At 71.5% G+C, this 20,663-nt stretch carries 20 protein-coding genes; 11 read left to right on the top strand and 9 right to left on the bottom strand.

Annotated elements, in window-relative coordinates:
- Window positions 1-319: 319 nt before the first annotated feature.
- Together AB0L45_RS39160 and AB0L45_RS39155 are read right to left on the bottom strand one after the other, a co-directional pair.
- A complete protein-coding gene (locus tag AB0L45_RS39160; protein ID WP_365848579.1) occupies window positions 320-1,567 on the bottom strand; it encodes an XRE family transcriptional regulator in 1,248 nt (415 codons plus the stop codon).
- Window positions 1,568-1,728: 161 nt separating this feature from the next.
- Entirely contained in the window at window positions 1,729-2,064 is a 336-nt protein-coding gene (locus tag AB0L45_RS39155; RefSeq protein WP_365848578.1) for a winged helix-turn-helix domain-containing protein, read from the bottom strand.
- A gap of 306 nt (window positions 2,065-2,370) precedes the next feature.
- Here AB0L45_RS39155 and AB0L45_RS39150 point away from each other — a divergent pair, with 306 nt between their 5' ends.
- The 6 genes from AB0L45_RS39150 (at window position 2,371) to AB0L45_RS39125 (ending at window position 7,837) form a co-directional block, all read left to right on the top strand.
- Window positions 2,371-2,682, top strand: coding sequence for a hypothetical protein (locus AB0L45_RS39150; RefSeq protein WP_365848577.1), 312 nt, complete (start codon window positions 2,371-2,373; stop codon window positions 2,680-2,682).
- Window positions 2,679-3,569, top strand: coding sequence for a hypothetical protein (locus AB0L45_RS39145; protein WP_365848576.1), 891 nt, complete (start codon window positions 2,679-2,681; stop codon window positions 3,567-3,569). Before AB0L45_RS39150 ends, AB0L45_RS39145 begins: the two co-directional genes overlap by 4 nt.
- Window positions 3,566-4,219 (top strand): HNH endonuclease, encoded by a 654-nt coding sequence (locus AB0L45_RS39140; RefSeq protein ID WP_365848575.1) that lies wholly within the window; start codon window positions 3,566-3,568, stop codon window positions 4,217-4,219. The genes AB0L45_RS39145 and AB0L45_RS39140 overlap by 4 nt, the downstream gene beginning before the upstream one ends.
- Window positions 4,216-5,895, top strand: coding sequence for a phage/plasmid primase, P4 family (locus AB0L45_RS39135; RefSeq protein WP_365848574.1), 1,680 nt, complete (start codon window positions 4,216-4,218; stop codon window positions 5,893-5,895). Before AB0L45_RS39140 ends, AB0L45_RS39135 begins: the two co-directional genes overlap by 4 nt.
- Before the next feature lie 76 nt (window positions 5,896-5,971).
- A complete protein-coding gene (locus AB0L45_RS39130; RefSeq protein ID WP_365848573.1) occupies window positions 5,972-6,211 on the top strand; it encodes a helix-turn-helix domain-containing protein in 240 nt (79 codons plus the stop codon).
- A 360-nt stretch (window positions 6,212-6,571) separates the two neighbouring features.
- A complete protein-coding gene (locus AB0L45_RS39125) occupies window positions 6,572-7,837 on the top strand; it encodes a site-specific integrase (protein WP_365848572.1) in 1,266 nt (421 codons plus the stop codon).
- Window positions 7,838-8,016: 179 nt separating this feature from the next.
- Here AB0L45_RS39125 and AB0L45_RS39120 read toward each other — a convergent pair whose 3' ends face one another.
- Window positions 8,017-8,355, bottom strand: coding sequence for a nuclear transport factor 2 family protein (locus AB0L45_RS39120; RefSeq protein WP_365848571.1), 339 nt, complete (start codon window positions 8,353-8,355; stop codon window positions 8,017-8,019).
- Window positions 8,356-8,646: 291 nt separating this feature from the next.
- On the opposite strand from AB0L45_RS39120, the gene AB0L45_RS39115 reads away from it, so the two are divergent.
- The 3 genes from AB0L45_RS39115 to AB0L45_RS39105 all read left to right on the top strand — a co-directional run bounded on the left by AB0L45_RS39115 (window position 8,647) and on the right by AB0L45_RS39105 (window position 11,806).
- Window positions 8,647-8,994 carry a hypothetical protein gene (locus AB0L45_RS39115; RefSeq protein ID WP_365848570.1) on the top strand — a complete coding sequence of 116 codons (348 nt, stop codon included), beginning with the start codon at window positions 8,647-8,649 and terminating at the stop codon, window positions 8,992-8,994.
- Window positions 8,995-9,126: 132 nt separating this feature from the next.
- Window positions 9,127-10,785 carry a penicillin-binding transpeptidase domain-containing protein gene (locus tag AB0L45_RS39110; RefSeq protein ID WP_365848569.1) on the top strand — a complete coding sequence of 553 codons (1,659 nt, stop codon included), beginning with the start codon at window positions 9,127-9,129 and terminating at the stop codon, window positions 10,783-10,785.
- A 175-nt stretch (window positions 10,786-10,960) separates the two neighbouring features.
- Window positions 10,961-11,806: an EamA family transporter gene (locus AB0L45_RS39105; RefSeq protein ID WP_365848568.1), complete on the top strand. Its 846-nt coding sequence runs from the start codon at window positions 10,961-10,963 to the stop codon at window positions 11,804-11,806.
- A 17-nt stretch (window positions 11,807-11,823) separates the two neighbouring features.
- On the opposite strand, the gene AB0L45_RS39100 is transcribed toward AB0L45_RS39105, so the two are convergent.
- From AB0L45_RS39100 to AB0L45_RS39075, 6 genes are all read right to left on the bottom strand, one after another.
- Complete coding sequence (locus tag AB0L45_RS39100) at window positions 11,824-12,639, bottom strand: SDR family NAD(P)-dependent oxidoreductase (RefSeq protein WP_365848567.1); 816 nt, start codon at window positions 12,637-12,639, stop codon at window positions 11,824-11,826.
- Between the two features lie 54 nt (window positions 12,640-12,693).
- Entirely contained in the window at window positions 12,694-12,855 is a 162-nt protein-coding gene (locus tag AB0L45_RS39095; protein ID WP_365848566.1) for a hypothetical protein, read from the bottom strand.
- Between the two features lie 80 nt (window positions 12,856-12,935).
- Window positions 12,936-14,141, bottom strand: a complete 1,206-nt coding sequence (locus AB0L45_RS39090) for a serine hydrolase domain-containing protein (RefSeq protein WP_365848565.1) — start codon at window positions 14,139-14,141, stop codon at window positions 12,936-12,938.
- A 106-nt stretch (window positions 14,142-14,247) separates the two neighbouring features.
- Complete coding sequence (locus AB0L45_RS39085) at window positions 14,248-15,081, bottom strand: ABC transporter ATP-binding protein (RefSeq protein ID WP_365848563.1); 834 nt, start codon at window positions 15,079-15,081, stop codon at window positions 14,248-14,250.
- On the bottom strand, window positions 15,069-15,830 hold the full coding sequence (gene cbiQ / locus AB0L45_RS39080) for a cobalt ECF transporter T component CbiQ (RefSeq protein WP_365848562.1): 762 nt from the start codon (window positions 15,828-15,830) through the stop codon (window positions 15,069-15,071). Before cbiQ ends, AB0L45_RS39085 begins: the two co-directional genes overlap by 13 nt.
- 1 nt (window position 15,831) lies before the next feature.
- Window positions 15,832-17,010, bottom strand: coding sequence for an energy-coupling factor ABC transporter permease (locus AB0L45_RS39075; RefSeq protein WP_365848561.1), 1,179 nt, complete (start codon window positions 17,008-17,010; stop codon window positions 15,832-15,834).
- A 149-nt stretch (window positions 17,011-17,159) separates the two neighbouring features.
- On the opposite strand from AB0L45_RS39075, the gene AB0L45_RS39070 reads away from it, so the two are divergent.
- On the top strand, window positions 17,160-19,205 hold the full coding sequence (locus tag AB0L45_RS39070; RefSeq protein WP_365848560.1) for a DHA2 family efflux MFS transporter permease subunit: 2,046 nt from the start codon (window positions 17,160-17,162) through the stop codon (window positions 19,203-19,205).
- A gap of 167 nt (window positions 19,206-19,372) precedes the next feature.
- Window positions 19,373-20,587: a serine hydrolase domain-containing protein gene (locus tag AB0L45_RS39065; protein WP_365848559.1), complete on the top strand. Its 1,215-nt coding sequence runs from the start codon at window positions 19,373-19,375 to the stop codon at window positions 20,585-20,587.
- The last annotated feature ends 76 nt before the right edge of the window (window positions 20,588-20,663 follow it).

Genomic DNA, 20,663 nt, shown 5'->3' with positions numbered 1-20,663 from the left:
CGTACGGCGGCCACCGCGCGCGAGCGAAGCGAGCCTGCCAAGGATCGTGCGGCGTAGCCGCTCGTTCATGCCCTTCCCGCCCCGACCCGCACCCGATGGTTCGGGAAGAGGCGGTCAAAGGGGGCGTTCCAACCTGCTAGACCTAGCAGGCTCCCCTGCTAGACCTAGCAGAGCTGCTAGCACCCCAAACCGGCACTGACCAGCGAACTAGCACCTAGCAGGCGGCACGCAAAGATCCCGGAATCCGCAGGAAACTGGGGTCTCGGTAGGTGTCGGCGGCTGCTAGGGAGAGGTAACAAGTCAGGGGAGGCTCCAACCGTCACTGCGGGAGGAAACCGGGCTTCGACTTCCCCAGTTCGCGAAGTTGAGCCAAGTAGTCCTGGGCGGCGGGCTCCGTCGCATACCGGCGCCTCATTTCTGCCGCCAGTTCACGGCTGGTCATGATGAGGGAAGGAACAGACTGCCTGTCCCCTTCGAGCGCCCTTTCGCCCATGATGATCGCTTGTTCCAAGTCGCCTTGTCGCGCTGCGGTAACGCCAAGCGTGACTCGCGCCTCAGCGTTGCGCATCGGCATGCGCTCCGTCCCGTCGAAGTCGGTTCCGGTACGTAGCACCTCCTCCGCCAGAGTGCGAGCCAACCTGTCTTCCCCCACCAAGCGATAGCAATCCATCGCGTAGAAGTCGAATTTCGCCGGATCGACCACAAAATGATTATCCAGATTTTCGGGGTGCGGCATTCCTTCCAATAGGCGACGTCCCTTGTCAAGCGCTACTTCGACCTGGCGTCGATCACCCAGCCGCGCCCACGCTTTGGCCTCCTGGGCGGCAAGCTGGACCGCGACCCCGTGACGAGATGCTACCTCTGCGCCCGCCTGCGCCGATGCGATAACACCGCGATAGTCGCCCGTGGTCAAGGCAAACCATGCACGCATTTCATGTGCCCACCCGCCTACTTCGGCATGGTCCGCTTCGGTAGCGATCGAAAGTGCAGCCCGGCGGGTCGATTCAGCGGCATGACGGTCTCCAGTGTCGTATTCGACACAACCAACTAGGAGCGCGAGCCAGCCTGACAGTGCAAGCACCTCGCGATGCTGCGATAGGGTCAAACTCTTGGAGTGGAGCTCCACCACTCTGCGGAGCCATTGCCGTCCCTCGATGAGTAGCTGTTCACTCGGCATGTACGGGTATTCAGAGCAGAGGCGATCAGCGGTGATACGCAGCGCGTCAAGCGTCGCGCTATCTACATCAGATCGATTAAGGCGGCTGACGATTTCCAGCGTTTCCATGCCGCTCGCTTTGAGGATTTCGGCATCCCCATTTCTGCGTGCTGGCGCGGGAAAAATCGCGTGAGTCACGGTTCCGAACAGGGCCGCGATCAGCGGCTGGTAGAAGTCGTTCGGAATTTGCCCGGCTTCCCAACGCTTCCACTGACGCAACATGCTCTCGTCCGCCGGCAGCTCTCCCGGCGCGTGCGCCCGCAGAGCTCGCACCGCGTCCCGCTGCGACCAGTTGCGCGCGTCCCGCTCAGACGCGATACGCCGTGCCCATGCGGGCCTGTCGTCGCCCATGTGCCCTCCTCTGACTGCCTGCCCGCCCAAGTCTCGCGCACGGAGCGGGGGGACAGGGAAGGGGACGGAGGGGTGACAGCAGGGTGTCCCCCCTTCCGCTTCACAGTCCCCCCCACTGTCACTTACGTCACACGGCTCGGCCCTTGCATCCTGGCGTCAGATCATGCGGCGCCCGACACAGAACGGATTTCGAGCGCTTCAAGTCGAGTGGTCAAATCTTGAATCTGGGAGCGGATTTCTTTGATTTCCTCGTGCACGTCACGGTCCGGTGCGGAACCGTCACTGACGAAGTTCCCGAGGTTTCCCGCTGAGATAATGAGCCCTTCGGAGCGGAGTGCCGCCAACCCGTTTTGGATGGTCTGGCTAGCAAACCCGAAGCGGTCCATCAGCTCACGTTGCGACGGGAGTCGATCGCCCGGCTTGAGTTTCTTGATGTCTTCGCGCAGTGCGTCGGCAACTTGCACCGCTTTCGGCTTGGGCCCTCCTGTGACGGTCATGCCTTGAGGGTACCCACGCAGCGGACTAGCGCGCACTAGCCCGGGGGTTGTGCGCCACAGCAGACTAGTGCAAGCTAGTCAGCGAACGGGTCGCCCAAGTAGGGCGATGTCCGCAAGAAAGCCCTGGTCAAGGCCAGGGCATCAACAGGGAGCGGCGATCAACCGCCAAGTAGACCCGCCGCTCCCCGACCCAGAAAGGGCACTTCCATGATGCCTGGAACCCTCGTTGAACGCCCCGCCGGGCACGGCGCTTCGGCGCGGCCGGCGCGGATTGACCAGTTCGGTACACCGCACCCGAACGAGCCGTTGCGCGTCGCGGTGCGTCAGGCCGACCTGTTCCTGTCCGGCGCTGAGCTGCTGGGCGTGCTGGTGTTCAGCCCGATGGTGACCGTCCTGGATGACGAGATGGACGACCCGGAGGCGCTGCGGGCCCATGTGCGGCTCGGGCTGCTGTTCTGCACCCCGGACGGGATGGACACCTACGCCCGGCTGGCGCTGCGGGCGCTGCGCGGTGCGTACGTGGGCCCCAACCCGCCCCCGGTGGCCTACCTGTGCCGCCTGGCGGCGGCCGTGTCCCGCACGTTCGGCGTGAGCGTGGACAAGGAGGCGGGCCGGTGACTGCGATCCTGGAACCCCCGCTGAGCGTCCCGGCCGCCATCGAGCCGGAGCCGGTGACCTTCGAGGTGCACGACCGGCGCCGTCCGGGGGAGGCGTACCCGCGTATCCCGGCCGGATGGGTGGAGCTGACCCGGGCGCAGGCCGCCGCCGCGTTCTTCGAGTCGTTCACTGAGGACACCGAGTACCGCCACCGCCACCGGCACACGGACGCCGAGCTGTGCGCGATCCTGGCCGACACCACCGACACGCTGGGGGCGCGGGACCTGGACCGGATCGCCCGGGAGTTCGTGCACCTGGACCTGACCGACCCGGCCAACGTAGATGCGGTGAAGTGCTGGGAGCTGGCGCACCGGCTGACGGTCGCCTACTGGTTCACCAACGCCCACACCCGGCGGATGGACCACCATGAGGCGGCGGTGGCGCTGTACCTGGCCGGGGACCGGCTGCCCCGGCAGCGAATGGAGGACTACCGGCGGGCACCGCTCACCGACGCACAGATCAGCGCCCTGGTGCAGGAGTTCGCCTCGACCCTGGCCACTGATGACCTGCGCTGGCTCGCTCGCGGGCTGCGGGTCGAATCGGCACCGCCCGGCCGCATGGTCAACGGCACCTGGGAGGCGCTTCCGCTGGACGGTGTGCAGCGGGCACAGCGGGACGCGCTGCGCCGGGACCTGCCGGACTACCACCGCCGCCGGTTCTGCCTGAGCGTCGCCGAAGGAGCCACCTGGACGAGCGCGCGGCGCTTCCCGCTGGTGGTCGAACCCGCAGACGGGGAGCCGTTCCTGGGGCCCGTGGTCGGCCGTGCCCCCGAACGCTGCCTGTTCGAGCTGGCGCGGCGCTACGGCCGCCAGCGCGGCATGCAGCTGGCTGCGGAGGCGTCGGCGTGAACCCGAGCTACTACATGCCGCTGAACGCGGCCGGTCGCCGGGCCAGGCGTCGCACCCTGGCCCGGCGGGACGGGCACCAGTGCACCTACTGCCGCGCCCCGTTCGCCGACGACCTGCGGGACGCCACCATTGATCACGTCGTGCCGCTGCGCCTGTTCCGCACCTGGCGGATGGAACACACCGTGCTGGCCTGCCGCCGCTGCAACACCCGCAAGAGCGACCGCCTGCCGCTGACCATGGCACTGCTGCTGTGCTGGACGACCACCGGGGCGCCGACGACCAGTGTTCATGAACACGGTGAACACGCCCGTGAACACGGCGTTCACGCGGCCGGTGAACACGCCACCGAGCCTGTTCACGGCCGCCCGGATCGGGTGTTCACGGGCCCGGTGACCGGCCCGGACGCCCCGATCAACTGGGCGCTACTGGCCCGACTGGCGGTCATGCGCGAGGCGGCCGTGAACACGGATCGACCGGGCGCACGGTCTACCCCTGAACGGTGCGAATCGACCCCGGACCGGCCCGTGAACACCCGTGTTCACGGCGCGTTCAGCCGCTGCGTGTACGCCCCCGACCGGGCCGCCCGACCGCTGCACCGGAACGCCCCCGATCCGGCCCGCCGCGACGCTGGAAGGAGGGCCGCCGCGTGAGCACCCCCCGGCCCCTGGACGACCACGCGGACGGCCCCCGCCCCGCCGCCGCTCCCCGTCCCCGTAACGCAAAGCGAGACGCAAAACCCACCCCCGACGCCACCCCTGCGGTAGCGGCGGCGGATGCCGAGGTGGTGCCCGCGCCGACGCACCCCATGGCGGTGGCCCGGTACTTGGCCCCGCAATGGGAGGTCAACGGGCTGCTGACGCTGCGGTACTGGCGCGGCAGCTGGATGCTCTGGCAGGGCTCGCACTGGCGGGAGCTGGACGACCAGCAGGTGCGCACCAGCCTCTACCGGCAGCTTGAGCACGCCGTGTACTGGTACCTGCCGCCGCGCCAGAGCGAACCGGAGCTGCGCGACTGGGCACCGACCGGCCGAAAGGTCGCCGACTTGATGCAGGCGATTGCGGCCGTCACGGACCTGCCGCCCACCATCGACCCCCCGTCCTGGATCGCCCCGCCCGGCCACGCCCTCAGCCGCGAGCAGCCGCCCCCGGCGCTGCACACCGACCGGGGCCCGCTGGTGGCGTGCACCAACGGTCTGCTGCGGGTCGCCGACCGGGCCCTGATGCCCCTCACTCCGGCGTTCTTCAACCTGATCTCCGTGCCGTTCGTCTACGACCCCTACGCCACCGCCCCCACCTGGCATGACTTCCTGCACCAGGTGTGGCCGGACAACCCCGAAGCCATCGACGCCTTGCAGGAGTGGTTCGGCTACGTCCTGTCCGGCCGCACCGACCAGCAGAAAATCCTGCTCATGGTCGGCCCCTCCCGGTCCGGCAAGGGCACCATCGCGCGCGTCCTGGCCCGCCTGGTGGGCACCGGGAACACTGCCGGGCCCACCCTGGCGGGCATGGCCAGCAACTTCGGGCTGGCGTCCCTGGTGGACAAGTCCCTGGCGATCGTCGCCGACGCGCGCCTGTCCGGGCGCGATTCCCATCAGGTGGTGGAACGGCTGCTGACCATCTCCGGGGAAGACACCATCGACGTGGACCGCAAGTACCGGCAGGTGTGGACCGGGAAACTGCCCGCCCGCATCGTGATCCTGTCCAACGAGCTGCCCAACTTCGGCGACTCCTCCGGCGTGATCGCGCGGCGCTTCATCGTGCTGAACATGACTGTCTCCTGGCTCGGCAGGGAAGACCCGCACTTGCTGGACAGGCTGCTGGCGGAGCTGCCGGGCATCTTCAACTGGGCCCTGGACGGGCTGGACCGGCTGGAGGACACCGGGCGCCTGAGCGCACCGTCCAGCTCGCTGGAGGCCGTCACCACGATGCAGGACACGGCGTCCCCGACTTCAGCGTTCCTGCGGGAGTGCTGCGAGACCGGCCCCGACCGCTCCGTGCCCGTCGATGGCCTATGGCGCGCCTGGCGCCTGTGGGCAGAGGACGCGGGCGTGGCCCCCGGCAGCAAGGCGCTCATGAGCCGCAACCTGCAATCCCTGGTCCCGCAGATGCGCCGCAGCAAGCCCCGCGATCCCGTCACCGACAAGCAGGTGCCCACCTACATCGGCATCGGCCTGCAACCCGACCAAGCCACGCCCGACCGCCCAGAGCCGCGCCTGACGCTCGTACGGCGCCCGCCCGAGCAACTGCCGCCCTGCACGGTCTGCGGCCAGCCCCTGGCCCGGACACGGCCGGGCCAGACCGAACACCCCTCCTGCGCCACGACCTGACCCCTTCCGGCCGGACCGGGCGGTGCACCCAGCCGCCCGGCCCCTGGCCCACCAACCTGCCCCTCTGGGAGGCACTGTGACCGCACGACCGCACGGCGACCCGCGCGCCACCCTGCGCGCCGGCCTGCCGGACCGCTACCTCACCTCCGAAGAACTGGCCGCGCTGTTCAGCGTGCCGGTCGAATCCGTCCGCGAGTGGCGCAAGCGCCGCACCGGCCCGCCCTACATCCGCGCCGGCAAGTACGTCCGGTACGACCCCGCGGCCGTCCACCGCTGGGTTCAGCATCAGACCGCCATCGACAACGAAGCCGCCTGAGAACGTCGCTAGCGCTAGCGACAGCCGTTGCTAGCGCAAGCGACCCTGCTAGCGACCCAAACCGGGCCTGATCAGTCAGTTAGCGACTAGCGACCGGATCGGGCACGAGGCGAAAACCGCCCCTACGGGCACCTGGGAACTCTCCGAACCGTCGCTAGCGCCCCGCTACCGGTAGCAGGCACACCTGCTACCGGTAGCAACCCCGCTAGCAAGCAAACCCCGGCCCGACCTGGCCGGTAGCACATAGCACCACCTGGCCCGGCAGCAGCCGGGGCGCGACGAACACCGCTTCGGCACGCACCCCGGTCGCTGCTACCACCCGTGCAGCGAACCACCGAGACAACCGCGAGGTAGTTCGTCATGGCAGGCCACATCCAAGACCGATGGTTCAAGACCGAGAAAGGCCCCGATGGCAAACCCGTCCGGGTCAAGACCGACCGCCACGGCACCGGGATGCGCTACCGGGCCCGCTACGTCGGCCCGGACGGCACCGAAAAGTCCCAAAGCTTCCCTGACCGGCAAAAGCGCCAAGCCGAACGATGGCTGTCGCACACCGAGTCGGACATGGCACGAGGCCAGTACTCCGACCCGCGCGCCGGCCGCGTCACCTTCGAGCAGTACGCCGAACGCTGGGTGAAAACCCATACCACCGAGATCAGCAGCCGCGACGCGTCCGAGCGCCGGTTGCGGCTGCACGCCTACCCGTACATCGGTTCCCGCCCCCTCCCGTCCTTCCATCCGGGGCACATTCGCACCTGGCTGGGTGAGCTGCAGGTGAGCGCGCCCGCCGCGTCCCACCGCCGGATCATCTTCGGCACGGTCGCGGCTGCGTTCAGTGCCGCGGTCGATGACGGCCTGATTGCCAAAAACCCCTGCCACGCCCGATCCGTGCAGGCACCGCGCGTCAGTAAGGGGCACGTCATCCCATGGACGGCCCGCCGGGTTTTCGACGTGCAGGCGGCCCTTCCCGCCCGCTTCGGAGCGACTGTCGATGTCGGCGGCGGTTGCGGACTGCGGCAGGGCGAAATCTTTGGCCTGTCCGAGGACGAAGTGGACCACGAGGGCGGGTGGGTGACCGTGACGCACCAGATCAAGCGGGAGCGTGGCAGGTTCGTCTTCGCTCCACCCAAGGGCGGGAAGATCCGCGACGTGCCGTTGCCGGCGGCCGTCTCTGCCGCACTGCGCGCCCATTGCCAGCTGTTCCCGCCTGTCGAGGTGGCGTTGCCCTGGCGCACTACGAACGGCCCGCTGGTGCGGAAGAAGATCCTGTTCACCGGCAACACCGGGGACCACATCCGGGCCAGCCATTTTGACGATCACTACTGGAAACCGGCTCTGGTGGCCGCAGGAGTCATCCCGGAGCCGGAGGCAGGCGAGAGATACCAGGCCGCCCGCGAGCACGGTATGCACGCACTGAGGCACTTCTATGCGTCCGTTCTGCTGGACGCCGGGGAGAGCATCCGGGCCCTGAGTTCGTACCTTGGGCACAGTGATCCGGGGTTCACCCTCCGCACATACACCCACCTGATGCCCAGCAGTGAGGGGCGGACCCGGAGCGCGGTGGACACCCTCTACCGGGCCGTCGCTGTCCAAGATCACGGCCCACAGACGGCCCACGCTGCCTGATCCGGCCCCGGCTGGCGTCTAAGGCGCTGGTCGGGGCGCCCTTTCCCCGTAAAGGCGAGACTTCATCTACTTCTACCCGCTCTACACGGGCCAGCCGATCCCCAAGAGCGCCTGGCACAACCGGATGTGGCTCGACACGTGGGTCTAGTGGTCTCGGCGGGCCCGTGTGCGGCGGTGCGTCAGGTGGCGAACCAGACCCGTTCGATGCGCCGGTCGCCCACCTCGTAGAGGGCCACGGCGGTGCGCTCCTCGCCGCCCATGAAGCCGGTCACGCGTTCCTGGTCGATGACGATGCGGCCGTGGGTGACGCGGGAGACGAGTTCGGCGTGCAGGTCGGGGCTGGCGGCGAAGAGGGCGGCGTAGCGCTCGCGGAAGGCGGGGCCCGACCGGTCGGCGAGTATCTCGCCCGAGGGGAAGGCGTACACGGGTACGTCCTCGGCGTAGTAGCTGAGGAACTTTTCGAGGTCGCCCGCGTTGTAGGCCGCCAGCTGGCCGTCGACGATCTCTTCCGGGGACATGGGGGTCTCCTTTCCGCACCCGGTCGGCACGGGTGTGCGGCGGGTGCACCGGAACACGGCCGATGATCGTACTGGCTCGTGCCGCTTCGCTCGCGGCCGATGGCGCGCCGGTTGGCGTCCGGCGCGCCAGGCGGGGCACTCATCCCTCATGGAGGGCGCGACACGACCGGAACCCGTCCGCCGAAAGCGCCGTCCGCGCAGGGCCGGCGGTCATACTTGGCCGTCATCGAACGATGCCGGTCAATGCCGTTCGTCACCCTGCGGCCCCGGGCGGCCAGGGAGGGACCGTAATTGAGCACACCGAAGATCGTCTATGTCATCGAGCACAACAAGCCGGAACAGGTCCAGGACCACGGCGCGCTGCGCACCGTCGCACCCGCCTGCAAGGAGATGGCCCTCGCGGCGTTCCTCGACATCGAGCAGGCCAGGGAGGAGGCCGAGACCTGGGCGGAGCGCCAGCACTACCCCGGCCTGACCTGGCAGGAGAGCAACAACCCGCTGCTCGGCGACGCGCTGGTCCTCCAGGCCACGACCGAGGTCGACGGGCAGAAGACCACGGTCTTCCGCATCAACGCGGTGGAAGTGGTCCGCCCGCAGCGCTGGCAGCGCCGGCCGCCCCGCGAGCAGCCGTTCCCCTGAGGCGCCGCGACGGCACCGGCGTCGCGCGCGTCACAGGGCCGAACCGTACTCCCGCACCCCGTGTCCCATAGAGTGCGCTGCACGTTCTTGTGTGCGTGCTGAAGAACGAGGATTCGGGAGGGGATCGGTGTCATGCGCCGTGAGGTGAGGTACGGGCTGATCGGCGGGGCGGTGGCCCTGGTCCTGGGCGGCGTCGGCGGCTACACGCTGCTCGGCGGGTCCGGCGACGGTGATCAGGCCCAGGAGGTCCGCGCGGCCCGGGACGGCAAGCCCGGCGGCGGGGCGCCCGAGGTCAAGTCCGGTCCGCTGTCCGCCGAGGAAGTGACCGGCACCGCGGGCAAGTTCCTCGACGCCTGGAAGGCGGGCGCCGCCGACCGGGCCGCCGCCCTCACGGACGACGCGAAGGCGGCCGGCGCCGGCCTGGCCGCGTACCCGAAGCAGACCCACTTCACGGACCTGAAGCTCACCCCGGGCAAGGCCACCGGCGACAAGGTCGCCTACACGGTCGCCGCCCAGATCTCGTACAAGAACCTGAAGGCCCCGGTCTCGTACGCCACTTCACTGACCGTCAAGCGCGACAAGGAGACCGGCGAGCCGCGGGTCGCCTGGGCGCCGAGCATCCTGCACCCGCAGCTGGGCAAGGGCGACGTGCTGCGCACCGGCGAGTCCGAGGCGCCGCCCATCAAGGCCGTGGACCGCAACGGCACCGAGCTGACCAAGGAGGCGCACCCGGCGCTGGCCGGGGTGCTGGACAGCCTGCGGGACAAGTACGGCAAGAAGACCGACGGCAAGCCTGGTGTGGAGCTGTCCATCCACCGGGCGCCCGGCGACAAGGCGACCCAGAAGCCCGACGAGACGCTGAAGGTGCTCTCCAAGGGCAAGCCGGGCACCCTGAAGACCACCCTGGACGCCACGGTGCAGGAGGCGGCGGAGAAGGCGGTCAAGGGCAAGCCGAAGGCGTCCGCGGTCGCCCTCAAGCCGAGCACCGGCGAGATCCTGGCCATCGCCAACTCCCCGGAGAAGGGCTTCAACACCGCCACCCAGGGCTCGCTGGCGCCCGGCTCGACGATGAAGGTCGTGACGGCCTCGATGCTCATCGACAAGGGGCTCACCGCGCCGGACAAGCCGCACCCGTGCGAGAAGTTCGTGACGGTCGGCGGCTGGAAGTTCCAGAACCTGAACAAGACCGAGATCAAGAACGGCACCTTCGCGCAGAGCTTCGCCGCGTCCTGCAACAACGCGTTCATCTCGATGGCGCCCAAGCTGGCCGACGACGACCTGACGAAGCAGGCCCGCGACGTCTTCGGTATCGGCCTGAACTGGCAGACGGGCATCCCGACCTTCGACGGCGCGGTGCCGGTGCAGAGCGACGCGCAGATGGCCGCCTCGCTGATCGGGCAGGGCGGGGTGCGGATGAACCCGCTGACCGTCGCCTCGATCGCGGCGACCGTGCAGAACGGCGGTTTCCACCAGCCGTACATCGTCGCGCCCTCGCTGGACGGCCGGGCCCTGGCCAAGGCGCCGCGCGCGATGAAGCCGGGCACCGCGTCGGCCGTGAAGTCCCTGATGAAGCTGACCGCCACGTCCGGCACGGCGGCGGAGGCGATGTCCGGGCTCAGCGGCGACATCGGCGCGAAGACCGGCTCGGCGGAGGTCGACGGGCAGGAGAAGCCGAACGCCTGGTTCACCGCCTACCGCGGTGACATCGCGGCGGCGGCCGTCGTCCCGGCCAGCGGCCACGGCGGCTCGAACGCGGGCCCGGTCGTCCGCTCCATCCTCTCGGCGGGCTGAGGCCCGCACGCCGGCGTGGTCCCGGGGTGATCTCGCACACCCCGCCCGCAGGCCATCGCGTGGCCCGTACAGCTACAGCTAGCGTGCGGGCCATGCGCCCTTTCCCGTACGGTCATGAAGCCCGCCGCCCGCACGCCCGCGGCCGGACGGCCGGCATACGCCGGCGGACGACCGCATGAGCCCCCTGGTCGTCGCCGCGGTCCTGGTCGCCGCCGTCACGCACGCCGGCTGGAACGCGATCGCGCACCACATCAAGGACCAGCTGATCGCCTTCACGCTGGTCGGTGGCGGCGGCGCGCTCTGCGGTGCCGTGCTGGCCGGTTTCTCCCCGCTGCCGGCGGCCGGCGCCTGGCTGCCGCTCATCGCTTCCGTCGTGCTGCACATCGTCTACCAGGTCCTGCTGATGCAGTCGTTCCGGCTGGGCGAGTTCGGGCAGATGTATCCCATCGCGCGGGGCACCGCGCCGCTCGTCGTCACCGTGCTGGCCGCCGTCTTCGTCGGGGAGCTGCCCGACGCGTGGGCCCTGGCCGGTGTCGCGCTCGCCTCGGCGGGCCTGGTGGGCGTGGCGCTGTGGGGCATCCGGGGCTCCGGTACGAAACCGCACTGGCCGGCCATCGCCGCCGCGCTCGCCACCGGGCTGGCCATCGCCTCGTACACGACGGTGGACGGCGTGGGCGTCCGCGCCTCCGGCACGCCGCTCGGCTACATCGCCTGGCTGATGATCCTCGAAGGCCTGGCGATCCCCGCGTACGCGCTGGCCACCCGGCGCCGCGCGCTGCTCACCCAGCTCCGCCCGGTGGCGCTGCGCGGCGCGGCCGGCGGTGTGCTGTCCGTCTTCGCCTACGGGCTGGTGCTGTGGGCCCAGACGCGCGCCCACCTGGCGCCGATCGCCGCGCTGCGCGAATCATCGATCATCGTGGGCGCGGCCATCGGCACGCTCTTCTTCAAGGAACGTTTCGGCGCCCCGCGTCTCGCGGCGGCGGGCCTGATGGTCGCGGGGATCGCGCTGATGCTGCACTGAGCCCTGCCGGCCAAGACCTAGGGTGCCGCTCGCGGCGCGCCGTGCAGCGCGCGGCTCAGGGACGCGTTGCTGATCAGGATGCCGCCGTCCACCGGGAGCGTGACGCCGGTGATCCAGGCGGCGTCGGCGGAGGCGAGGAAGGCCACGGCCGCGGCGATGTCGTCGGGGCGGCCGACGCGGCCCAGCGGGTATGCGGCCGCGGCGCGCTCCAGCGCCTCGGGGCGGTCGCCCCAGTTGGGGGTGTCGACCGTGCCGGGCGCGACGAGGTTCACCCGTACGCCGCGCTGGGCCGCCTCGCCCGCGAGCGTACGGGTGAGGGAGGCCAGGCCCGCCTTGGCGGCGCTGTACGCGTGGTTGCCGAAGTCCTGCTCGCCGTTGACCGAGCCGATGCTCACGATCGCGCCGCGGCCGCCGGCGGCGGCCAGGTGGGGCAGGGCGGCGCGGGCGCAGCGGAACGCGCCGCCGAGGGTGACGTCCAGGTCGCCGGCCCAGTCCTCGTCCCGGTGGTCCTCGAAGCGCGGCGGGTCGGGCAGGCACCGGTGGGCGCTGTTCACGAGCACGTCGAGCCCGCCGAAGCGCCGCACGGCGTGCGTGACGGCCGCCTCGACGGCGGCGCGGTCCGCGACGTCACAGGCGAGCGCTTCGGCGGTGCCGCCGCTGTCGCGTACAGGCGCGCTCTCGCGGATGCGGGCGGCCGTCTTCTCGGCCCGGCCGCCGTCCAGGTCGGTGACCAGCACCCGGGCGCCCTCGGTGGCGAGCCGCCGGGCGGTGGCCTCGCCGATGCCCCGGCCGGCGCCGGTGATCAGTACGCTGTAGCCGTCGAATCGCCTCATGCGGCCACCTTGGCGCATCGGCCCCGGTGGCAACAGACCGCGGGACGGGCCCGGTCAGTACCGCTTCGGCGCCGGCTTCGGCTTCTCGCCGCGTACGGACGGCTGGTCGGCGTTGACCTCCTCGGCGCTGCGGTCCCGCTCACTGTCCAGCGGCTTCGGCTTGTCCTGGTCGGCCCCGGCCTCCCGGGGGTCCGTCAGCTTGCGCTCGTCGCCCATGTCGGCTCCTTGCGGTGTGGAGTGGCTCGTCAGGGCGTACGGGTGCCCCGGGAGCCCCGTGCGACACGTGCGCCCCGCGCTCAGTCCTCCAGCGCCGCCCGCAGCGCCCGGACGAGCGCCTGGGCCCGCGGGTCGGCCGTCACGTTCTGCTGCATCCCGTTGGTGACGTAGCCGAAGGCCGTACCGGACTCGGGGTCGGCGAAGGCCAGGCAGCCGCCGCGGCCGGGGTGGCCGAAGGAGCCGGGGGCCAGGAGGGGCGAGGCGGGGCCGTGCAGCATGTAGCCGAGGCCGAAGCGGGTGGTGACCACGAGGGTGCGGTCGGGGCCCGCGGACTCCTCGGTGCGGGCCAGGGTGAGCGTGGCGGGTGCGAAGAGGCGGGGGTGGCCGTCGACGGGGCCGATGAGCGCCGCGTAGCAGCGGGCCAGGGCGCGGGCGGTGGCGATGCCGTTGGAGGCGGGGAGTTCGGCGGCGCGGTAGGCGTCGGCGTTCTCGTCGGGGGCCGGGGTGATGGCGCCGAAGGCGCGCCGGGTGAGGGAGGCGGGGTCGCGGTACGCGTCGGAGACGTTGCGCTTGGGGCGTACGCGCAGGCCGGCCGCGGCGGGCGGGGGCGGGGCCTCGACGTCGGCCAGGCGGCCGGTGCGGGCGAGGGCGCCGTCGGGTGCGCCGACCCACAGTTCCAGGCCGAGGGGCCCGGATATCTCGTCGGCGATCCAGGTGCCGATGGTGCGGCCGGTGACCCGCCGTACCAGTTCGGCCAGCAGCCAGCTGTAGGTCTGGGCGTGGTAGCCGTGCTCGGCGCCGGGTGTCCAGGCGGGGGCCTGGGCGGCGAGGGCGGCGGGGCCGCTGACGCCGTCGACGGCCTGTTCCGGGGTGAGCGGGGTGTCCAGGACGGGCAGTCCGGCGCGGTGCGAGAGCAGGTGGCGGACCAGGACGCGGTCCTTGCCGGCGGCCTTGAACTCGGGCCAGTACGTGCCGACGGGCGCGTCCAGGTCGAGCAGGCCGCGCTGGTGCAGCAGGAGCGGGACGATCGCGGCGACGCCCTTGGTGGCGGAGCGGATGACCTGGGCGGTGTCCGCCTCCCAGGGGGCCGCGCCGTGCTCGGGGCCGTCGGCGTCCCGGTCGCCGCCCCACAGGTCGACGATCTTGCGCCCGTGCCGGTAGACGGCGACAGCCGCGCCGCGCTCGCCGCGCCGCGCGAAGTTGGCCGCAAAGGCGTCCCGGACCGGCTCGAAGCCGTCCGCGACCGTGCCCTGGACGTCCACCACTGTTTCCCGCTTCCCACTCATCCGTCGCGTTTGTGACCTATCAATGGTGCAACGCGCGGATCAGTGCTGGTGACCAGGGGCGGCGCCGGACGCGGTGTGCGGGGGTGGCGTCAGGGCGCGGGGATCGTCAGGGCGTGGGGATCGTCACAGAGCGCGGATCGAATCCGAAGGGCAGTTCGAGCCGGTGCGCGGTCATCAGTTCCGTGTCGCTCAGCAGGTCCTGGGTGGGGCCGTCGGCGGTGATGACGCCTTCGGAGAGCACGACGGCGCGCGGGCACAGTTCGAGCGCGTACGGCAGGTCGTGCGTGACCATCAGCACCGTCACGTCCAACGCCCGCAGGATGTCGGCCAGTTCCCGGCGGGAGGCGGGGTCCAGGTTGGAGGACGGCTCGTCCAGGACGAGGATGTCGGGGCGCATGGCGAGGACGGTGGCGACCGCGACCCGGCGGCGCTGGCCGAAGGAGAGGTGGTGCGGCGGGCGGTCGGCGTACTCCGCCATGCCGACGCGGCCGAGCGCCTCGGTGACCCGGTCCGCGAGTTCCGCGCCGCGCAGCCCGGCCGCCGCGGGCCCGAAGGCGACGTCCTCGCGGACGGTGGGCATGAACAGCTGGTCGTCGGGGTCCTGGAAGACGATGCCGACGCGGCGGCGGATCTCGGCGAGGTGGCGCCGGGTGACGGGCAGTCCGGCGACCGTGACGGTGCCGGCGCCGGGCGCGAGGATGCCGTTCAGGTGCAGGACGAGGGTGGTCTTGCCGGCGCCGTTGGGGCCGAGCAGCGCGACCCGCTCGCCGCGCGCGACGGTCAGGTCGACACCGAAGAGGGCCTGGTGGCCGTCGGGGTAGGCGTAGGCGAGCCCGGCGACCTCCAGGGAGGGTGCGGGGCTCTCCGGGGACGGGGCGAGGCCCCCTGGTGCGGGTGCGGTGGTGACGGGTGTGCTCACGGGGTTGTTCACAGCGTCCATCCCAGAAGGCATACGGCGAGGGCGGCGGCGGGCAGGGCGGCGGCGCGGAGCCACTGGGCGCCGGTCGCGGCGGCGGCGTCCGGTACGGGCCAGGTGCCCGTGCAGCCGCGGCTGACCATGGCGAGGTGGACGCGTTCGCCGCGCTCGTAGGAGCGGATGAACAGGGCGCCGGCGGTTTTGGCGAGGATCCCCCAGTGGCGTACGCCGCGCGCCTCGAAGCCGCGGGAGAGGCGGGCGACGCGCATCCGCCGCAGTTCGTCGGCGATGACGTCGCCGTAGCGGATCATGAAGGAGGCGATCTGGACGAGCAGCGGCGGCATCCGCAGGCGTTGCAGGCCGAGCAGCAGGCCGCGCAGGTCGGTGGTGGCGGCGAGCAGGACGGAGGCGGCGACGCCCAGGGTGCCCTTGGCGAGGATGTTCCAGGCGCCCCAGAGGCCGGGCTCGCTCAGCGCCGTCCCCAGGATGTGGACGCGTGGCCCGGTGGCGACGAACGGCATCAGGACGGCGAACGCCACGAACGGCACCTCGATGAGCAGCCGCTTGAGCAGGAACCCGGCGGGCACCCGGGCCGCCGCGGCGACGGCTGCGAGCAGCAGCGCGTACAGGGGGAAGGCCCAGACAGCGGTACGCGGGGTGGCGACGACGGCCAGGACGAAGCAGAGCACCGCCGCGATCTTGCAGTGCGGTGGCAGGGCGTGCACCGGCGAGTGCCCGTGCCGGTAGAGCTTGTGGACGTGCCCGGCGCTCATGTCAGGCCGATTCCGGGGTGTGCCGCGGGGGCGCCGGGGCTTCCCCGGCAGCCGTGCCGGCCCCGGTGGCGCCCTCGCCCGCCGTGGCCCCGGCCGCGCTCCGGCGGCGCCGTACGACGACGAAGACGCCGGTGCCGACGGCGAGCGTCGCGCCCACCCCGATCACCCCGGCGAGCCCGCCGGAGATCCGGGGGTTCGCGATGTCCTTGACGCTGTAGTCCGCCAGCGGCGAGTCCTTCGCGGCGTGCTCCTCGGCCTTGGCGTCGATGCCCTGGTCCTGGGCGACCTTCTCCAGGCCGTCCGGGCTGGTCGAGGCGTAGTAGCTGACGCCGCCCGCGCAGACGAGCGCGACGGTGACGCCCGCCAGCCACACGCGGCGGGTGGAGCGCCGGGCGCCGGCCGGCCGCGGGGCGGCGCCCGGCGCCACCGGCGGCGCGGCACCGGGCTCCCCCGCTGCCACCGCGGGTCCGGCCAAGGGGGAAGTCCGCAGTCGCAGCGGCTTGGCCAGCCCGCGCGCCCCGTACACGAGGTCGGGGCGCACGGCGAGGACCGCACCGACGGTCAGTGCGGTGATGGCGGCCTCGCCGATGCCGATGAGGACGTGGACGCCGGTCATCGCCGCGAAGACGGTGCCGACCGGTACGTCGGTGGTGCCGCCCAGCGCGTACAGGCCGGTGAAGGCGGCGGCCGCGGCCGGTACGGAGATCAGGGCGGCCACGAAGGAGGCGGCCGTCACCGTGCGGCGGCCGCGCGGCAGCGTCTTCACCAGGCCGCGGAAGATTCCGTACGCGACGACGGTGGTCACCACTGCCATGTCGGTGATGTTGACGCCGAGCGCGGTCAGCCCGCCGTCCGCGAAGAGCACGGCCTGCATGAGCAGCACGACCGAGACGCAGAGCACGCCGGTGTACGGGCCGACGAGGATGGCGGCCAGCGCGCCGCCCAGCAGGTGGCCGCTGGTCCCGGCGGCGACGGGGAAGTTGAGCATCTGGACGGCGAAGATGAACGCGGCGACCAGGCCGGCGAGCGGTGCGGTGCGTTCGGCGCCGAACGCGGTGCCGGGTGCGGTGCCGCCCAGTTCGCGGCGGGCGCCGCGCAGGCTGACGGCCACCGCGGCAGCGGCGAGGACGCCGGTGGCGGCCGAGACGGGGGCGTCGATGAATCCGTCGGGTACGTGCATGAGGGTCTCCGCTCAGCCGCGCAATGCCTTCATCGTGGCCGTACTGCAAACGGGTCGCAAGAGCGCCTGGGACGCGAAACGGCAACGGCGCGTCACCCCCACAGCAGCAAAAGGTGGCGAACCCGGGCATTGGCGCAAAGGCTTGGCACATGACCACGGCCGCCGCGCAAGCCCCCTCCCCCGAGGCGCGGAGCGCTCCGCCCGCGCTCAGCCGCCGCCGTACCAACCTCGTCTTCACCACGATCGTGCTCGGCATGCTGCTGGCCGCCCTGGACCAGACGATCGTCTCCACCGCGCTGCCCACGATCGTGGCGGACCTGGGCGGCGGCGGGCACATGGCGTGGGTGGTGACGGCGTACCTGCTGGCGGAGACCGTCTCCACGGTCCTGGTCGGCAAGTTCGGCGACCTGTTCGGCCGGAAGGTCATCTTCCAGCTGAGCGCGGTGGTCTTCGTCGCCGGCTCGATCCTGGCCGGCGCCTCCACCTCGATGCTGATGCTGGTCGTCGCCCGCGCCGTGCAGGGCATCGGCGGTGGTGGCCTGATGGTCACCGCGATGGCGCTGATCGCGGACGTCATCCCGCTGCGCGAGCGCGGCAAGTACCAGGGAGCGCTGGGCGCCGTCTTCGGCGTGACCACGGTCGTCGGGCCCACGCTGGGCGGCCTGTTCACCGATCACGCCTCCTGGCGCTGGTGCTTCTACGTCAACATCCCCATCGCGATCGTCATGGTCGTCATGGCGGCCCGCACGATCCCCGTCGTCCGGTCCGCCGTACGTCCCCTGATCGACTACCTCGGCATCGTGCTGGTCGCGCTGGGCGCCTCCGGGCTGGTGCTGGGCCTGGAGTGGGGCGGCAACGAGTACGCCTGGGGCTCGCCCGTCATCATCGGCCTGTTCGCGGGCTCGGTGGCGCTGCTGGCGGCCTTCGTGCTCGTGGAGTTGCGGGCCAAGGAGCCCATGCTCCCCATGCACCTGTTCCGCAACCCGGTCTTCACCGTCTGCTCGGCCTTGAGCTTCATCGTCGGCTTCGCGATGCTCGGCGCGATGACGTACCTGCCGACGTACCTCCAGTTCGTCGACGGCGTCTCGGCGACCATGTCAGGCGTCCGGACCCTCCCGATGGTCGCCGGGCTGCTCGGCACCTCCATGCTCTCCGGCGTCGTCGTCAGCCGCACCGGCCGCTACCGGATCTTCCCCGTCATCGGTACGGGCGTGATGGCGCTCGGCCTGTACCTGATGTCCACCATGGGCGCGGACACCGGCGTCTGGCTCGAATCCCTGTACATGTTCGTGCTCGGCCTCGGCATCGGCCTGGCCATGCAGGTGCTGACCATCGCCGTGCAGAACACGGTCGACTACCACGAGCTGGGCTCGGCGACCTCCGGCGTGACCTTCTTCCGTACCCTCGGATCCTCCTTCGGCACCGCCGTCTTCGGCACGCTCTACAGCAACCGGCTCGACCCCAACCTCAGGTCCGCCCTGGCCGAGGCGCCGGGCGTGCCGCCGGCGGCAGCGGCGAGCCCGCAGGCCCTGCACCAACTGCCCGCCGCCCAGGCCCGTCCGGTCATCGACGCGTACGCCGACACCGTCAACTACGTCTTCCAGTGGGTCGTGCCGGTCGCGGTGGCCGGGTTCCTGATGGCGTGGTTCCTCAAGGAGGTGCCGCTGCGCGACAGCGCGCGGGCCGCCGCTGGCGACCTGGGCGAGGGCTTCGCCGCCCCCGACTCCACCGACTCCGACCAGCAGTTGGAACGCGCGGTGGCGCGGACGATGCGCAAGGCGGAGGGCCCGGTGAGCCTGGAGGTGCTGGCCGCGTCCGGCAGCCCGCTCACGCCCGGGCAGGCCTGGGCGCTGGGCCAGCTCCACTGGCGCACCCGCATCCACGGCCGCACCTCACTGACAGCCGTGGCCCAGGCCCACCGGATGCCGGACGAGGTCCTGGAACCGGTCTTCACCCGGCTGGTCTCCTCCGGCTACGCACGCTACGGCGACGACGGCCGCCTGGAACCGACCGAGGCCGGTCGCGCCGAGATCGACCGGCTGATCGTCGCCTGGCGCGAATGGCTGGACGCACGCCTGGAGGGCTGGACCGCCGAAAACCCCGAGGACCGCGCCCGCCTGGCCCGCGCCCTGGACAACATGGCGGCCCGCCTGCTGGACGAGGACTCCTCGCACCGGGAGCGGACGGCGGTGTGAAGGCGGGACGCGCCGGGGGCGTACGGGGGCGTCTTCCCGTACGCGCGCCCCTGGCGTCCTCCGTACGCGCCCCGGCCGTCCAAGTGTCCAAGGCGCCCTGGACGCCACCCCGGACCGGAGTTAGGTTGCCAAGGCAACCATCCTGCCCGCGTGAGGAGCCCGTCACCGTGTCAGCAGCCGTTCAGGGCACCTGTGCCCCCGAGTTCGAGAACGTACGGGCCGCGTTCGCGCGGGGCTTCGCCGAGCGGGGTGAGGTGGGCGCTTCGGTCGCGGTGGTCCGGGACGGTGAGGTCGTCGTGGATCTGTGGGGCGGTCATGCCGATGCCGCCGGTACCCGGCCGTGGCAGCGCGACACGCTGGTCAACGCGTACTCGACGTGCAAGGGCATGACCGCCCTCTGTGCCCATCTGCTGGCCGACCGCGGCGAGCTGGACCTGGACGCGCCCGTGGCCCGCTACTGGCCGGAGTTCGCGCAGGCCGGCAAGGGTGAGGTGCCGGTGCGGTGGCTGCTCTCGCACCGTGCGGGTCTCATCGGGCCGCGTGAGCCCCTGACGCCGGAGGACGTGTACGACTGGGAGAAGACGTGCGCGGTGCTGGCCGCCACCGAGCCGTGGTGGGAGCCGGGGACGGCACAGGGCTATCACGCCGTCAGCTTCGGCTTCCTGGTCGGTGAGGTGGTACGCCGGATCGCCGGTGTCTCGCTCGGCACGTTCCTGCGTACGGAGATCACCGAACCGCTCGGCGCCGATCTGTACATCGGCACCCCTGCCTCCGAACACGGGCGCTGCGCCGAGCTGATCGGCCCGGACGGCGTCGGCTCCCTCAGCAGTGCGTTCCCGGGGGTGCCGGAGGGGACCATCCGGTCCCTGGACGTCCATCCGTTCGCCCCACTGGCGCTCGCCATGCGCCATCTGCCCACCGGTGATGTGAACAGCGCCGCCTGCCGCTCGGCCGAGATACCGGCCGCCAACGGCAACGTCACCGCGCGCGGCCTGGCGACGGTCTACCACGCGCTGGCCGCCGGTGAGCTGGTCGGCCCCGGCACCCTCGCGGCCCTGCGGGAGCGCCAGGGCGGCCCGGACGAGCCCGACCTGGTGCTCGGCCCGCTCGCGCCGGGCTCCCTGCCGTTCGCCTGGGCGAGCGGCTACATGCTCAACAGCGGCGGCTTCTTCGGTCCCAACCGGGCCGCCTTCGGACACGGCGGCGCGGGCGGCTCCCTCGCCTTCGCCGACCCGGAGAACGGGCTGGCGTACGCGTACGTGATGAACAAGTTCGGGGGCGGCACGACCGGCGGCGACAACCGCAATGTGGCGCTGGTCGAGGCGGTGTACGCGGCACCGGGCATGGCCGGGCGCACCGGCGCCGGCACCGGCACCGGCTGAGGTACGGACACGGCACGGCCCGGCGCCGGCCCCGTCGCGTACGGGGCCCGCCGCCGGGCCGTGGCGTCGCGCCGCG

Source organism: Streptomyces sp. NPDC052496, from assembly GCF_040679095.1.
Taxonomy (GTDB): domain Bacteria; phylum Actinomycetota; class Actinomycetes; order Streptomycetales; family Streptomycetaceae; genus Streptomyces.
This window is presented reverse-complemented; position numbering and strand designations above follow the sequence as displayed.

Bases quoted from the DNA above. Each gene is read 5' to 3' on its own strand.
- AB0L45_RS39160 (WP_365848579.1), bottom strand. From the start codon at position 1,567: ATGGGCGACGACAGGCCCGCATGGGCACGGCGTATCGCGTCTGAGCGG.
- AB0L45_RS39155 (WP_365848578.1), bottom strand. From the start codon at position 2,064: ATGACCGTCACAGGAGGGCCCAAGCCGAAAGCGGTGCAAGTTGCCGAC.
- AB0L45_RS39125 (WP_365848572.1), top strand. From the start codon at position 6,572: ATGGCAGGCCACATCCAAGACCGATGGTTCAAGACCGAGAAAGGCCCC.
- AB0L45_RS39120 (WP_365848571.1), bottom strand. From the start codon at position 8,355: ATGTCCCCGGAAGAGATCGTCGACGGCCAGCTGGCGGCCTACAACGCG.
- AB0L45_RS39110 (WP_365848569.1), top strand. From the start codon at position 9,127: ATGCGCCGTGAGGTGAGGTACGGGCTGATCGGCGGGGCGGTGGCCCTG.
- AB0L45_RS39105 (WP_365848568.1), top strand. From the start codon at position 10,961: ATGAGCCCCCTGGTCGTCGCCGCGGTCCTGGTCGCCGCCGTCACGCAC.
- AB0L45_RS39100 (WP_365848567.1), bottom strand. From the start codon at position 12,639: ATGAGGCGATTCGACGGCTACAGCGTACTGATCACCGGCGCCGGCCGG.
- AB0L45_RS39095 (WP_365848566.1), bottom strand. From the start codon at position 12,855: ATGGGCGACGAGCGCAAGCTGACGGACCCCCGGGAGGCCGGGGCCGAC.
- AB0L45_RS39090 (WP_365848565.1), bottom strand. From the start codon at position 14,141: ATGAGTGGGAAGCGGGAAACAGTGGTGGACGTCCAGGGCACGGTCGCG.
- AB0L45_RS39085 (WP_365848563.1), bottom strand. From the start codon at position 15,081: ATGGACGCTGTGAACAACCCCGTGAGCACACCCGTCACCACCGCACCC.
- cbiQ (WP_365848562.1), bottom strand. From the start codon at position 15,830: ATGAGCGCCGGGCACGTCCACAAGCTCTACCGGCACGGGCACTCGCCG.
- AB0L45_RS39075 (WP_365848561.1), bottom strand. From the start codon at position 17,010: ATGCACGTACCCGACGGATTCATCGACGCCCCCGTCTCGGCCGCCACC.
- AB0L45_RS39070 (WP_365848560.1), top strand. From the start codon at position 17,160: ATGACCACGGCCGCCGCGCAAGCCCCCTCCCCCGAGGCGCGGAGCGCT.